A 13,883-nucleotide genomic window follows, 5' to 3' on the forward strand; every position below is an offset into this window, starting at 1 on the left:
TCATAAACTATTCATTTGATTGATCCCTTTAGTCATCAGACTCCGCAAATACTTGAGTAGCTTTGACTGCTTTCTTCCACCCCTTGTACAGCTCTTCCTTACGAGATTCATCCATCTTGGGTTCAAAGATTTGGGCTGCTCCATGAAGAGATTTTAATTCTTCCAAGTCCTTCCAATAGCCTACAGTCAGACCTGCTAGGAAGGCCGCTCCTAAAGCAGTGGTTTCCAAGTTTTTGGCGCGAGCAATCGCAATCCCAAGAATATCTGCCTGAAACTGCATTAAATAATCATTTTTCGCTGCCCCTCCATCTACTTTTAGGACTGGGATAGAGGTTTTAGCATCTACCTGCATGGTGTCGATGATATCGCGTACTTGATAGGCAATGGATTGAAGGGTTGCTTTGATAAAGTCTTCCTTGGTCGTTCCCCGGGTAAGTCCGAAGACAGAACCACGCGCCTCTTGATTCCAATATGGTGCTCCAAGACCCGTAAAGGCAGGGACCACATAGATTTCATCCTGGTTCTGGGACTTCAAAGCATAGGCCTCTGACTCAGGTGAACTGTCGATCATACGCAGACCGTCACGAAGCCACTGAATGGCACTTCCAGCGATAAAGATAGATCCTTCAAGGGCATAGTAGACCTTACCATTAATCCCATAACCAATCGTCGTCAGCAAGTTATTCTCTGATAACTGCATCTCCTCACCTGTATTCATGATGATGAAAGATCCAGTTCCATAAGTATTTTTGACCATCCCAGGTTCAAAGGCCAATTGGCCAAAGAGAGCAGCCTGCTGGTCTCCTGCCATCCCTGCAATCGGCACTTGTCCACCGTAGAAATGGAAAGGAGCTGTCTTGCCATAGATCTCAGAGTTTGAACGCACTTCAGGAAGCATGGCTTTAGGAATGTTGAGAATTTCTAAGATTTCATCGTCCCATTTCAGTTCCTTGATATTGTATAGCATAGTCCGCGCAGCATTGGAATAGTCTGTCACGTGGGCAGCTCCATCCGTCAGCTTCCATACCAGCCAAGTATCAATGGTTCCAAAGAGCAATTCTCCTTTTTCTGCACGCTCTTGTGCTCCTTCTACATGGTCCAAGATCCAACGGACTTTAGTCGCTGAAAAGTAGGCATCGATAACTAGACCTGTCTTTTGGTGGAAGGTTTCTACATAGCCTTGGTTTTTAAGTTCTTCAGCCAGTGGAGCAGTTTGACGAGATTGCCAGACAATGGCATTGTAAATAGGAAGCCCCGTGTTCTTATCCCAAACAACTGTCGTTTCCCGTTGATTGGTAATGCCAATTGCTTCGATTTGATTGGGCTTGATGCCACTTTCAATAAAGACCTCAGCGATCACCGACTGCACCGAGTTCCAAATTTCATTGGCATTGTGCTCCACCCAACCAGCCTGAGGAAAAATCTGAGTGAATTCCTTTTGACTAGAGCTAACTTGCTCGCCTTTTTTATTAAAAATGATAGCCCGCGAACTAGTGGTTCCCTGGTCAATCGCCATGATGAAAGTTTCTTGAGACATAAACTGCCCTCCTAAATTAGATACTTAAAAATCTTGTTCTTTCATCAACTAGTATACTCTATTTCATCATGGATTTGTATCCATTTTTTAAAGAAAATTCGGTCTAACATTTTCCTAGTACTTCCAGCTCTATCAGACCAAGCAAAAAGAGCCCTAAGACTCTTCAAAGTCATATTTCAAACGCTTATAAAGATCTGCTCTGATCTAAGCGATTTAAGAATTCCATGGTAGGGCTGTCCTGGTAAAGTTCTTTAAGAGGAATGTTCTGATAGACCGCTATTTCGTCCGCAGTCACACCGTAACGAATTAATAGATCATAAATACGATTTAAATCATGACGTAATTCATCCGTTATGAGGACATTATCGCTTGTTTCTTTTGTTTTCCAATAATAAGATGGCAGAACTTCCTTGGTTTCAATTAAAATAGTTTGCAACAAAGTCCCACCATGGCTGTCCTTCTGAGAGATATCGGCCCCAAGTTCCAACATTTTCTCAAAAACCTTGAAAGACCGGTCAGCCTTTTCCTTAGACGAATACATCTCATATTGGCCATTCCAGCGTTTGATCATGCGCCTACAGTCAAATACAGCTCGTCCACCCGCTGTTTGGAGGACTGGTTGACAAAATGGATTCAGCTCTGTCGGCTCTTCAATAAAGTTAAGATCTGCTCCTCTATCAATGAGTAAGTCTGCAATATCTAAATGTCCCGATTTGATAGCGACTTGAAGGAGCGACTGCCCCTGATCTCTTTTAGGTTTGTCACCCGAAACAGCATTGACTTCTTCAGGCTTTTTATCCAATATCTGACGGACTCCCTCTATATCTCCTCTTCGCAACAACTGAAAGGTCTTTTGCATGTTTTTCCCCCTCTCTCATTATAGATAAGAATGACACTGTGTTGATACTTTGATCCTATCTCTAGGTTCTTCGTTAAACTGATTATAGCATTTTATGGACTCTACATTGAAGTCCTAAAGGCTAAAGATGACAGACTCCCACCGAAAGAGATTCAACTCTATTTCTCTGATTTTCGTGCAGCCACCAGCCAAGAGGCTACTAGAATTTCGAAAATAACTAGAAGGATAATCTGAGGAAGCGAGCTCTGAACCAGCATGAGGACAGCCAGACTATCAATTAGCATATGAGCAAGGATACAAGGAACAGCTCCTTTCGAGTACTCCTTGAGCGCTCCAAATAGGAAGGCATTCCCTAAAATCATCAGGTAAAAGATAAGATAGTTGGACGAACCTGCTGTAATCCAAGGGAGTTGATAGATAGGAATATGCCAGAGGAACCAGACAATGGAAAGAAGCATCATTTTAGGTATAAAGTACTTACTATAGGAAAGATGATCTTGTAAAAACCAACGCCAACCGACTTCTTCTAGGCCTCCATATAATAAGGTCCAGGGGAAATAAATGAAGAAGGCCAAGAGGGAGTTCCCAGTAAAGCGAACGTTCATAAGCAGGATGGAAATCCCATAATAGATGACGGGGATGAAGAAAGCTAGGATCCAAGATAGGGAACTTTCTTTTTGAAGAAAGACCTTTTTGAAAAATTCACCCAAGGAGTTGACTTCACTCAACACCAGAGAAAAGACAGCCGCCACAATCAGGGGAATCAAGTTCATTAGGATAAACAGTAGTGAGGTCCCCATACTACTTCCATCTGGGAAAAACCAAAGGATCACTTGCCCTACTAGAAAGGTAGCTAAGAGGGCAGTCATTGCATACCAACTAGCGACTGATTGTTTTGAAATAAATTTGCTCATTTTTCTTCCTTTACAGTTACATACTTCTTTCTTGCAATCATGATTGCTAAACTAATAATAAGAAATTTACTAACTATAGATAGCCATACATCTTCATTCACTATCATCTGAGACAAGGAATTGATACAGGCATGAGTCATGACACAGAGCCATAAATTTTGCGTTTTATGATACAAGGCCGATAAGATAAAGCAGTTAGTTAGCAGACCTACTAGAAACGGAAACAATTGAATGACAGCTAAAGAACCGTCGATATAAAAATATAGTAGATGCCAACTAGACCAAGCTAAAAAGGTGATCAAAGTAGCTGAAAAATAAGGTATTTTTTCCTGCAAAGTTGGTTGAAAGAAATAACGCCAGCCAATTTCTTCAACTCCACCAAAAAGAAGAGCCTTGAAAAAGAGCACTACTGGCAAGACCAACGATTGAGTGGTGATCTTACCACCTAAGATAAATGGGAAAAAGTCAAGCAACAAGAAAACGAGCACCAAGCAATAATTTGCCAAACTGTCTTTGACTTGAAAAAAATCTTTTAAAACTTGTTTGAAACTAGATTGATAGTAACTAATGCTTGCAAGACTCCCCCAAAAAACAGATGATAAGCCACCTACAATAATAGCGATGATCCCAAATGATGATGTAAAATCGACCTTGACTCCTCCTGCTCTTAAAAAACAAACCAGAAGGCTGACTCCTAATACTTGACCAAAGGTCCCTAACAAATACATAGATAGGGCTTGCTTTCTATTCATTCGTGATTCCTTTTTCTTTCAATAATTACCAGTGCTATCTACCTTAAACCCATACCTGCCAGCATTTCGTTTGAGCTTCTCAACCAGAGCTTCATTCCGCTTACTTTTTCCAAAAAAGAAGGGAATAGTCTTTCCGTTTCTAAGCTCGATATAGAAAGCATAGCGAGCCCCGCCACCAGATCGTCCACGAAAAATTGCATACGTGATTTGCTTGATCTCTTTCAGCGGGATCCTGCGACGACTGAAACACAGAGCGACATGGATATAGAAGATTCCATAGCTAATATGGAAAGGAGCAAAGAAGGGACCTCCACTACGTCTCACAATTGCCCTTCTTCTCAGGAAAAGGAGAAGACTGAAAAAGAGCAAGAAAATGAGCACATATAGAATCGGAGCATACTCCATTATCTTTCTAAATTCTAACACGCTGTCTTTCATCCTCTACTTCATCTCAACCCATTTTTCATTATCCATGATAAAGGGCTTAGCCAGACCTTCGCCTGTGTAGTCTTGGTACTTGGTCTCCAAGTATTTGTAGACATCTTCCTTAGTCGCAAACTTAATGGCTTGATAGGGCTCTTCAAAGGTCAGCTTTTCGACAAAGAGATAGCCGTCCTTAGCAGGAACCAAGACACCGACGTGACCGACAAAAAGGGTATTGCCATCTAGGTTATCATGAACAATAACAGAAAGCATGCGCGCATTTTCATTGAACTTGAAGTGAGAAAAATACTCTTCCATCTTCTTAGCATGGACCTTGACATCCGTTGTAGCTTCTGTCGGAACCCGTGAATACAGAATGTTAAAGGCTTCCTTGTCTGCCTCATCGAAGACCTTGCCTTTGTCAATGGCATCATTGTCCACGAACAAGAGTTCACTATCCGCTTTCATCTTAGGGATCTCGATGCGATTCTTCAGAAGAGTATAGCTATTGATCCGGCAGTTGGTCCCGACGAAATCGCCCTTTTTCTTGGTCCACAAGTCACTGATCTTCTCAACATTGTAGTCTGTTTTCTTGAAGGTGCTGAAGTCACCCGTTAAGCCGACCGAGCCGACAATGCTATCGTAATCTGTTACCAGACCCAAAAATTTATCTACACTGTCCTGATCCAAATAAGCAGACAAGAGAGTCCGCACTTCTTCGACACTCGCCTTGCTATTGAGGTTGCTGTAGCTTCCCTTGTAGCGCTCCTTATCTGAACTAGATTTCTGTACAGTGGAACTTGCCTGCTTTTCCTTGTATTGCTTTTGGTTGCTACTACAAGCCACTAAAGCAAAGATCGCCAAGGCACAGCTAGTAAGGTGCATGAATTTTTTAGATGGTTTCATAAACTGGTTCCTTCTCTATTGATTAAAATGTTTGTTCTATAAATTTTTCATATCGATAATCCTTTTCCTCTATTATAGTTTAAAACTAGCTTTGCTCCAACTATTTTTTACGAAATGAGAAAAGTTTATAAGTAACAAAAAAGAGCTGGCAGACTGTCCAGCTCTTTAATATGTTACAAAAATCAAAATTAAAATTATCGTTTAATCAGACCAATCTATTTTTGCATGTTCTATTGCGTACTCAGCTTCTTCCTGAGTAAATTTTCTATATTCAACAAGTATTTCTAATAACCTTTCTTTCGAAATGTTGCCACCGTTTGCATAAGATTCCGCTTTTTTCACAGCTTCCTCTTTCCAATCGAAATGACCTTGTTCTATGGCATAGTCAGCCTCTTCTTGAGTAAATTTGTCAATATTTATAAGTTGTTCAACTAATTTTTCTTTCGAATAATGAAACTCTTGATTTGATTTTGCTTTTAAAAGTGCTTGCTCTTTCCAGTTTACATTAAGCTTATTTAAAGCGTACTGAGTAGCATCCTCTGAATACCTATCATACTCAGTAAGATAAATTTTAATTTGCTGCTGCGATAAATGCTTTTTTGACCAAGATTTAGCTTTTTCATATGCCCTTGTATATTCTGGATATAGTAAAGTTGGAGGAAATAGTCCTTTCATAAACATATTCATTAATGATTCTAAATCATCCTTATTTTTTCTATCACTTGAAGAAGCGTATTCTTGTTTTGATGATTCGAAATCATCCTTATTTCCATCACTTGAGGTAGAGTAATTTTTTTCAGAATTAGTTACTATTTTTCCCGTATAGGAACTTTTCCATTCATTATAACTTCTTTCATAACTATATACCATAAAAGCTATCCATCCTACAAACAATCCAAAAATTGTAAAAATAACTATCAAAAATTTTTTCATCATGAATACCTTTACTTGTTTTTCTCCAATGGAATCTTTCATCCCTCTGGAACTGCTTTCATTAGTATTATATCATGAAATATTGTTCATTTTTATTTACTAGTGTAAAAGTCTCTATGGCTAGTAAATAATAAAGTGACTGCATTTCAACTGCAATCACTCGTTCTATTGTGAAATAAAAAATAACAAAGTGTAATAAAAGATTATTTAATCTTGTGTTTGTTCATCTTTTCTTCAAAGATAGCTGTCATAATCTTGCGGAGCTCTTCTCCTTCTTTTTCAGGAAGGTCCCCTTGACGTTTCGCCACGGCATAGAGTTCAGGGTATTGTTTGGCTACACGCTCAACTGTCTTAGTCGTCGCATGCCCTCTGACAAAGAAAGGAATGCGTTTAATCCATTCTTGCGGTACAAGAGCAAGCAATTTCTTCGCTGCTTCCTTATCAGAAAGCTCAGCCGTGCTCAATCCTTGCTTGATTTGTTCTTGTTCTTTTTCTGTAAAATCTTTCAATTCCATAGTAAACTCCTCATTTGTTTATCTAAGGACACATTATACACCTATGGAGGGGAATGTACAACTAAAGGATTTCGGAAAATAGCACACAAATGCGTCCATTAGAAATAGTTTTATACGTTTAGCTCTTCTCTATAAATAACAAATCCATTTGGCTGAATGATCACTCGATCATCCGATATGCTTCCAAGACTGATCAGATCAGCTTGTCCTCTTTCTATGACAAAGGCTTTCTTCGAATGGTTAAAGTAGGCTTTGAGAAGATGGCCTTCATGCCGCCATTCTACTGCTACTACATCTAGCTCTACTTCTTCCAGACTCACTTTTCCATGTTGGATCAACTCTGCCACTTCTTTTCGGAGCTGGATCAAGTCCTTCATAAAGTTCAGCATGTCATTGTCTTCTGACACGCGCTCCCAAGGCATGACACGCCGGCAATCCGGGTCTGGGCCGCCGATGAGGGCTAGCTCCGTCCCATAATAGATACATGGCGTTCCGCGTTGCAGATAGAGGAAGGCAAGAGCAGACTTGACGGACTGAAGATCGCCTTTGGCCGTCGTCAAGATGCGCTCTGTATCATGCGAGTCCAAGAGGTTGAACATCACCTCAGAGATTTGCTGCCTGTAGTACATCGACTGGCTATTGATCTCCCAAATGAAGCGTTGCGTCTCCTTATGCCCCCGCAGGAAATAATCCTTGATACTTTCAGAGAGGGGATAGTTCATCACCGCATGGAACTCATCACCATTGAGCCATGGTTGGGACGAATGCCAGATTTCTCCGAGGATATAGAGGTCTGGCTTCTTAGCCAAGACCGCCTTACGGAAATCTCGCCAGAATTGATGGTCGATTTCATTGGCCACGTCCAGTCGCCAAGCATCGATATCAAACTCTTCAATCCAGTAAGTCGCAACCTTCAAAAGATAGGCCTTCACCTCTGGATTAGCCGTATTGAGCTTGGGCATATAGCCCGCAAAGGCAAAGGAATGGTAAGACAAGTCGCGACTATTCCACAGATTTTCTGAGGAGACAGGGAACTCTTTAATATGGAACCAGTCCTTATAAATCGAATCCTCCCCGTGTTTGACCACATCCTGCCATTGGGGTGAATCATAGCCAATATGGTTGAAGACGGCATCCAGCATGATCTTCATCCCACGCGCGTGGGCCTCTTTCACCAGCTGGCGGAAGGTCTCCTTATCACCAAAATGTTGATCGATTTCAAAATAGTCAATAGTATCGTACTTGTGATTGCTTGGTGATTCAAAAATCGGGCAAAGGTAGAGCCCTGTAATTCCTAACTCTTCCAAGTAGTCCAAGTGATCGATGATCCCCTGCAAATCTCCACCAAAGAAATCCAACATGGTAGGGGCAATAGACGCATCCCAAGGACGGACACCTTCTGGAGAAATGGCTGGATTCCCATTGGCAAAACGCTCAGGGAAGATCTGATACCAAACTGTCTGAGCTACCCAATCCGGTACAGCGCACCCATCAATCTCATGGATAAAAGGAAGCTTAAAGCCATTCATGACGAAGTCCAGGTTCTCCTTGGTGTAAGCTGCCACACCCCGGTCTCCGTACAAGATCTTCTCTCCCGCTGTATCCTCTAATTCAAAGAGGTACTGGATCCGTGCATGGCGGACAGATACCGACACTTGCCAATAATCAAAGAGATCGTCGGTCGTCACCTTGTCCATTTCCTTGGTTGCCTCATATAGATCCTCTATAAAAATAAAGGGATCCCCATAGTGCAAGACAATCCGTTTGATATCCTCTTTCTTGGTCCGGATGCGAATGTGAAGCTGGCCGTCCTTATAAAGATAGGCGTACTCCGATTCAGGCCGGTGATAAATCGCTGTTAATTCCATCTGTCTCGTCTCCTACTTTTCTTTCTTTTCATCATTTACCAGTTTATGCAAACGATTACATCAAATCATTTTCTAGTATACAACTTTATAAATAGGTTTGCAAGATCTTGTGAGATAATTTTAGACTACTAACTTTTTAAGATTGTCATTCAACACAAAAAGCCCAGCGATTGGGCTTTCTCATTATCAAAATAACTGATCCTTATTCCTTACTTGTATGTCGCTTTCCAAGGCTTAGTGCTTGTTCTTCTGACATTTCAACTACTTTCGCAAAGTTGGTATTTCGTGGCATGCTATCTTTAGAATACCAGTAAACATCCGCACTCCCATTTCTGGCTACATAAACAACTGGAGCTAGTTGAGGAGTTGGTTCTGTAGGCTCCACAGGTTGAACTGGCTGAGCTGGTTCTACTGCTTGACTCGGTTGAGGAGCTTGACTTGGTTGGGTCTCGACAGGGGCACTTGAAGGTTGAGATTGGCTACTTGGTTCCGTTGGCACCAAGGACGGCTTAGCGGTTCCCTTCAGATAGTCAATGGTCGCATTCTTGGAATAATTATCCAAGGTAACGGTGGTGATCCCATAAGCATCTACTGACTCTTTGGGGCTGCTTAAATTGATTGGTAGAAGGTTGCCATCTCGATCAATTCCCACATATTGCAAGGTCACCTGCCGAGGAATCAATTCATCCCCCGCATAAACCGGAGTCACTCTGTAGTCTAACCAGTAATGAGGGTGAGTGGCTTATAGTCACTTGCCTTTCCAGACTTTTCTTCTTTGTTTAGAATTTGAAATTTAACGCTCGAACCGCAGTAAGAAGAAAATTTTACTCCTTCTGTCAACGCTGAACCACATTCACGGCAGTATCTTTTATCCATTGTAACTTTTGCTCCGCATTCTCTGCAAAATATAACACCCTTTGCAAGGTCGATTCCACAGTTTCAACACTTCATAATCCTCCCACTTTTTCTAAAAAAATGACACATAATAGAAACATGAAAAAAATTAAAAAAGTATCATCTTCATCAAAATCACTATAAGCATTAATTGAAGCAGTTTCAACCTAACTTTTTTTGTGGAAAGCAGAATTAAATCCGATGATATTACTGCCGTAATATTCACAACCACGGCAGTTCAATAGTATTGAAGTTTTTCCTTGATAATACTTCATATTTTCAAAGAAGTGAGCACATTAAGATTGACCATTTTTATTTTCGTTTAATTATTTTTACTATCACCTGACATTGCTGCAAATAAAGCTATCCACATAGCGACAACAATTACAAACATTCCAAAAAGACTCTCATTATCAAAAAACTCTGACACCACGCCAATCACTAGCAGTCCACCAGCAAGCCCAAAGGCAAAGTATCTTCCCTTACGGCTTATTTCTTTTTCCTTTTCTTCCAGTTCGAGTTCTTTAATTCGTAACATTGACCTAATCTCTGTTTCCTTAATACTTGCTTCATCAATGTAACGATAAATATACTCGTTATCATTTTGGATAGTCACCTTATTACCACAGTAGGAACAGAATAACTGTGTTCTTCCCTCCTCAACATCTAATGATGCTCCACAACCCGGACATTTTACCGAAATAAATTTAATTGCCATAGTATTATTGACCTTTTGAGTTTTTTAAAAGATAATTTACAAATTCTACTGAAAATTATAACACATAAAGATGATCAAATCCAGTTTCTGCACAAAGCGAAATGACTCTGTACATCCTATTCAAATGAATATTGAAATTCATTTATTTCAAGTATTTTAACCGTATTTTACTTACCTACCCGTAAGATCAAATTTAAACAAATTACATGTAGTACTAATAAATATTTATAATATAAATCAAAAAGGATTGGATATAGAATAATTCTATGAAACAATTTCTTTTTTTCTTATAGCTCTATTTATCTCTATATAATGAGGACAGAGTTTCTAATCAGGCTTTCCTAGGTTTCTTTTCCGAAATTCAGCATATATACCAATTATAAGTTCTTGAATGATATCCCTATCATTGAAGCAATTAAATACATGTATCATGGTCTTTAAACTTTCATACAGATAAAACAATTCGTAATCTGGAAGCGATTTCTCCGATGTCGGTGTTCTCTTATAAAACAGTTAATTATTTATAAATGTCACCTATCAACTTACCGTTAAAATACTCAAGATAGTTACACATCATAGATTTTCTGACAATAACTCCAGTATCAGAATACTATCATGAACATATTCCTTGCATTCATTCTTCTTTATTGTCTCCATCAACTATTAATTCACCTGGTTTTTTATATTACCTATATACACTTCTTTGTAGCTATAATATCAAATAATCTAATCTTGTCATCACAATCGTCCAATTTCTCTGCATTATATACTCCTTAATATTAAACATATGTTTCTTGTCATCATCCTCAAGAAGCATTTGTTTTGGGATTCTCTCATTCATAATTGTTTTTTAACCCTAAGACGCAGTTTTTCACATTCTTCTTTTATCTATGACCTCTCTTTCTTTTCTCGAAAATGAAAAAGTTTTTGTAAAGGAAATTTTTTAAAAATAATCTTGTTCATGACGTTACGTAACGATGTATAATAGGTATGAGGAGGGAAATAATTATGGCTAAATATAGAGCAATTCCGGAAGGATTTATGACAGTTGGGGAGCTTGCTAAGAAAATGGGCGTTACCATCCGTACTCTACAATATTACGATAAAGAGGGGCTACTTTCCCCATCGGCAGAAAGTGAGGGAGGTCGCAGGCTTTATACCGATAAAGATATAGTGCTACTCCATCAGATATTGTCTTTAAAATCATTAGGTTTTTCTCTCAAGGATATAAAGGGGCGTTTGATCTCTTTGAAAACACCTGATGATGTTGCCAATGCTCTTACAGAGCAGGCAGATGTTCTTCGTAAAAATATAGAACAACTTAAGGATTCTTTGGTCGCAATAGAGCAGCTAAAGGTAGAAGTTTTACAAATACAGACGGTCAATTTTAAGAAGTATGCAGACATTATTGTCAATCTACAGATGAAGAATGACTCCTACTCTCTCATTAAGCGCTTTGATGATGATACGCTCGACCAGATACGCAGTCGATTTGACAAGAAAAGCGGGCAAGATTTTATGGATAGGTTGAACCGCCTAAGTGATCAAATCGTGGAGCTTCAGAAAGAAAACGTACCAGCTGAAAGCGAACAAAGCCAACAGGTTGTGCAAGAATACTGGAGCTTGATTATGGAGTTTACAAATGGTGATATGAGCATGCTTCCGAAGTTGATGGAAGTTGGTACTATCGACACAGCCTCAAATGCTTGGGAAGAAAAGCAAAAAATCGTCAATGATTATATAGGACCCGCCCTACAAGTCTATTTTTCAAGGCTTGGAACAAATCCCTTTGAGGAGGTAGAACCATGAAAGACGCAATAGAGGTTTCTGGATTAAAGAAAAGTTATGGTAGCAATATGGTTCTTAGAGGTCTCGATTTTCAAATCAAACAAGGAGAAATCTTTGCTCTGCTCGGAGTGAACGGAGCTGGTAAAACAACCACGCTTGAATGTATCGAAAGCCTGAGAAAATATGACGAAGGCACTATAATTGTAAACGGGAAAACCGGAATTCAACTACAGTCCTCCTCTCTACCCATCCACATCAAACCGATGGAAGCTATAAAGCTCTTTGCAAAATGGAATCATACATACATTAATGATGCTATGCTAAAGGCCCTTGGCATAAAAGAAATGAAGGAGTCGCAATACATAGAATTATCCACCGGTCAAAAAAGAAGATTACATCTTGCTCTTGCACTTATCAGTAATCCGGATATTATTTTTCTCGATGAACCGACAGCGGGACTTGATGTTGAAGGAAGACTATCCCTCCATGAAGAAATCCGAAAGCTCAAATCACAGGGCAAGACAATTGTTTTGGCAAGCCACGATATGGCCGAAGTTGAAACCCTATGTGACCGCATTGCTATTTTGAATAGTGGAAAGATTGTCTTTTGTGGTACTCCTTCAGAACTGACAGACAGGTTGGGAAGAAAATATTTCATCCATTTAAAGACCCGGGACGGAGAGGAATCTTTTGAAACAGATACGATCGAGGATAGCTTAATTTCATTATTGGAAGAATGCAAACAGAAAAATATCCAGATATTGGATATCAAGGTTGATCGTGGCACACTGGAGCAGCATTTCATTGAAATGGCAAGGAGGGGTTTGGAATGAATGGTTTTTTATATAGCCTAACATTACAGTGGAAATTGGACATACGAAGTAAGTCTCTCTTGGTTACTTACTATATTGTACCGATTATTTTCTTTCTTCTCATGGGTGGTATTTTTACTTCCGTTATGCCTGAAATGGGTAGTACACTCATACAGTCAATGATTGTCATGAGTGTTTCAATGGGAGCCTTTCTCGGTTTACCGCCTTCCTTGATTGAAACATACGGAAGCGACATAAAAAAGATTTATAAAGCAAATGGTGTGCCTATTCATTTAGGATTGGTGACCATAGTTCTCTCTGCCTTTGTTCATTTGATAATGACTTGCATAGTGATCCTACTACTTGCTCCAATTTTATTTAAAGCAAGTCTACCAAGTCAATTTCCCTTATTCTTTCTCGCGCTTGCCATCTACATTTTTGTATCGTTGAGTATCGGAAGTATACTGGGCCTTACTGTAAAAAATCAAGCAAAGCTGACCATGATAGCGCAACTTGTATTTTTACCCTCAATTATGCTCTCAGGAATCATGTTTCCCATCACCTTACTGCCTGATTTTCTTCAAGCAATCGGGCGTCTTTTCCCCGCTTCTTGGGGATACCGCTTGATGCTAGATCATGGTTTTGGTCTTGAAAATCTTTGGTATCTGATTCTTGTATCTTGCATTGCAATAATATCATCTATCCTCCTGTTGAATAAACAAAAATCTAACTAGATGCCTGAATAATTCCATGCCAGCTTTTACTTTAAAGCAAAAGCGAGATAGATCGTAAAATCAAATGAAGAGAACACCAACAAAAAATCATCTGTTGGTGTTCTCTTCATTTTTAGATTTCTGAAAAAACCTCTTGTCCATGTATCAGTAGGTACCCTTTAACTCTATTTTTCATGAACATTGTTTTATAAACAGTAGATTACAGTCTTAATATATATGGAGATATACAA

Annotated in this window: 15 protein-coding genes; 3 read left to right on the forward strand and 12 right to left on the reverse strand. The window is 39.5% G+C overall.

The window, feature by feature from the left end:
- Window positions 1–28 precede the first annotated feature (28 nt).
- The 12 genes from glpK to O3626_RS00060 all read right to left on the reverse strand — a co-directional run bounded on the left by glpK (window position 29) and on the right by O3626_RS00060 (window position 10,319).
- Window positions 29–1,537, reverse strand: a complete 1,509-nt coding sequence (gene glpK, locus O3626_RS00005; RefSeq protein WP_371494466.1) for a glycerol kinase GlpK — start codon at window positions 1,535–1,537, stop codon at window positions 29–31.
- A gap of 184 nt (window positions 1,538–1,721) precedes the next feature.
- Entirely contained in the window at window positions 1,722–2,396 is a 675-nt protein-coding gene (locus tag O3626_RS00010) for an ankyrin repeat domain-containing protein (protein ID WP_155167768.1), read from the reverse strand.
- Between the two features lie 158 nt (window positions 2,397–2,554).
- Window positions 2,555–3,310: a CPBP family intramembrane glutamic endopeptidase gene (locus tag O3626_RS00015; RefSeq protein ID WP_371494468.1), complete on the reverse strand. Its 756-nt coding sequence runs from the start codon at window positions 3,308–3,310 to the stop codon at window positions 2,555–2,557.
- Window positions 3,307–4,062: a CPBP family intramembrane glutamic endopeptidase gene (locus O3626_RS00020; RefSeq protein ID WP_371494470.1), complete on the reverse strand. Its 756-nt coding sequence runs from the start codon at window positions 4,060–4,062 to the stop codon at window positions 3,307–3,309. The genes O3626_RS00015 and O3626_RS00020 overlap by 4 nt, the downstream gene beginning before the upstream one ends.
- Before the next feature lie 18 nt (window positions 4,063–4,080).
- Window positions 4,081–4,500, reverse strand: coding sequence for a hypothetical protein (locus tag O3626_RS00025; RefSeq protein WP_371494472.1), 420 nt, complete (start codon window positions 4,498–4,500; stop codon window positions 4,081–4,083).
- A 3-nt stretch (window positions 4,501–4,503) separates the two neighbouring features.
- The gene (locus O3626_RS00030) at window positions 4,504–5,391 is read right to left on the reverse strand and encodes a DUF4300 family protein (RefSeq protein WP_371494474.1); all 888 of its coding nucleotides are present in this window, start codon (window positions 5,389–5,391) and stop codon (window positions 4,504–4,506) included.
- Window positions 5,392–5,592: 201 nt separating this feature from the next.
- Window positions 5,593–6,366, reverse strand: a complete 774-nt coding sequence (locus O3626_RS00035) for an Ltp family lipoprotein (RefSeq protein ID WP_239683564.1) — start codon at window positions 6,364–6,366, stop codon at window positions 5,593–5,595.
- A 161-nt stretch (window positions 6,367–6,527) separates the two neighbouring features.
- On the reverse strand, window positions 6,528–6,839 hold the full coding sequence (locus O3626_RS00040) for a hypothetical protein (protein WP_003003574.1): 312 nt from the start codon (window positions 6,837–6,839) through the stop codon (window positions 6,528–6,530).
- 110 nt (window positions 6,840–6,949) lie between these two features.
- Entirely contained in the window at window positions 6,950–8,707 is a 1,758-nt protein-coding gene (locus O3626_RS00045) for a glycoside hydrolase family 13 protein (protein WP_371494477.1), read from the reverse strand.
- 202 nt (window positions 8,708–8,909) lie between these two features.
- The gene (locus O3626_RS00050; protein WP_371494479.1) at window positions 8,910–9,416 is read right to left on the reverse strand and encodes a hypothetical protein; all 507 of its coding nucleotides are present in this window, start codon (window positions 9,414–9,416) and stop codon (window positions 8,910–8,912) included.
- Window positions 9,417–9,424: 8 nt separating this feature from the next.
- A complete protein-coding gene (locus O3626_RS00055) occupies window positions 9,425–9,637 on the reverse strand; it encodes a zinc-ribbon domain-containing protein (RefSeq protein WP_371494763.1) in 213 nt (70 codons plus the stop codon).
- Between the two features lie 286 nt (window positions 9,638–9,923).
- Window positions 9,924–10,319 (reverse strand): hypothetical protein, encoded by a 396-nt coding sequence (locus O3626_RS00060; RefSeq protein WP_134974839.1) that lies wholly within the window; start codon window positions 10,317–10,319, stop codon window positions 9,924–9,926.
- A gap of 990 nt (window positions 10,320–11,309) precedes the next feature.
- Between O3626_RS00060 and O3626_RS00065 the strand changes: the two genes are divergently transcribed.
- The 3 genes from O3626_RS00065 to O3626_RS00075 are packed head-to-tail and all read left to right on the forward strand — an operon-like array spanning window position 11,310 to window position 13,653.
- Window positions 11,310–12,128: a MerR family transcriptional regulator gene (locus tag O3626_RS00065; protein ID WP_070660375.1), complete on the forward strand. Its 819-nt coding sequence runs from the start codon at window positions 11,310–11,312 to the stop codon at window positions 12,126–12,128.
- Complete coding sequence (locus O3626_RS00070; protein WP_070660371.1) at window positions 12,125–12,940, forward strand: ABC transporter ATP-binding protein; 816 nt, start codon at window positions 12,125–12,127, stop codon at window positions 12,938–12,940. Before O3626_RS00065 ends, O3626_RS00070 begins: the two co-directional genes overlap by 4 nt.
- On the forward strand, window positions 12,937–13,653 hold the full coding sequence (locus O3626_RS00075; RefSeq protein WP_023917887.1) for an ABC transporter permease: 717 nt from the start codon (window positions 12,937–12,939) through the stop codon (window positions 13,651–13,653). The genes O3626_RS00070 and O3626_RS00075 overlap by 4 nt, the downstream gene beginning before the upstream one ends.
- Window positions 13,654–13,883: the final 230 nt, after the last annotated feature.

It is taken from the genome of Streptococcus sp. 20925_1_77 (assembly GCF_041432125.1).
In the GTDB taxonomy this organism is placed as follows: domain Bacteria; phylum Bacillota; class Bacilli; order Lactobacillales; family Streptococcaceae; genus Streptococcus.

What these genes read in the sequence shown, in the direction of transcription:
- O3626_RS00040 (WP_003003574.1), bottom strand. Translation starts at nt 6,839, where the DNA reads ATGGAATTGAAAGATTTTACAGAAAAAGAACAAGAACAAATCAAGCAA.
- O3626_RS00065 (WP_070660375.1), top strand. Translation starts at nt 11,310, where the DNA reads ATGAGGAGGGAAATAATTATGGCTAAATATAGAGCAATTCCGGAAGGA.
- O3626_RS00010 (WP_155167768.1), bottom strand. Translation starts at nt 2,396, where the DNA reads ATGCAAAAGACCTTTCAGTTGTTGCGAAGAGGAGATATAGAGGGAGTC.
- O3626_RS00045 (WP_371494477.1), bottom strand. Translation starts at nt 8,707, where the DNA reads ATGGAATTAACAGCGATTTATCACCGGCCTGAATCGGAGTACGCCTAT.
- O3626_RS00015 (WP_371494468.1), bottom strand. Translation starts at nt 3,310, where the DNA reads ATGAGCAAATTTATTTCAAAACAATCAGTCGCTAGTTGGTATGCAATG.
- glpK (WP_371494466.1), bottom strand. Translation starts at nt 1,537, where the DNA reads ATGTCTCAAGAAACTTTCATCATGGCGATTGACCAGGGAACCACTAGT.
- O3626_RS00030 (WP_371494474.1), bottom strand. Translation starts at nt 5,391, where the DNA reads ATGAAACCATCTAAAAAATTCATGCACCTTACTAGCTGTGCCTTGGCG.
- O3626_RS00025 (WP_371494472.1), bottom strand. Translation starts at nt 4,500, where the DNA reads ATGAAAGACAGCGTGTTAGAATTTAGAAAGATAATGGAGTATGCTCCG.
- O3626_RS00020 (WP_371494470.1), bottom strand. Translation starts at nt 4,062, where the DNA reads ATGAATAGAAAGCAAGCCCTATCTATGTATTTGTTAGGGACCTTTGGT.
- O3626_RS00060 (WP_134974839.1), bottom strand. Translation starts at nt 10,319, where the DNA reads ATGGCAATTAAATTTATTTCGGTAAAATGTCCGGGTTGTGGAGCATCA.
- O3626_RS00075 (WP_023917887.1), top strand. Translation starts at nt 12,937, where the DNA reads ATGAATGGTTTTTTATATAGCCTAACATTACAGTGGAAATTGGACATA.
- O3626_RS00035 (WP_239683564.1), bottom strand. Translation starts at nt 6,366, where the DNA reads ATGAAAGATTCCATTGGAGAAAAACAAGTAAAGGTATTCATGATGAAA.
- O3626_RS00070 (WP_070660371.1), top strand. Translation starts at nt 12,125, where the DNA reads ATGAAAGACGCAATAGAGGTTTCTGGATTAAAGAAAAGTTATGGTAGC.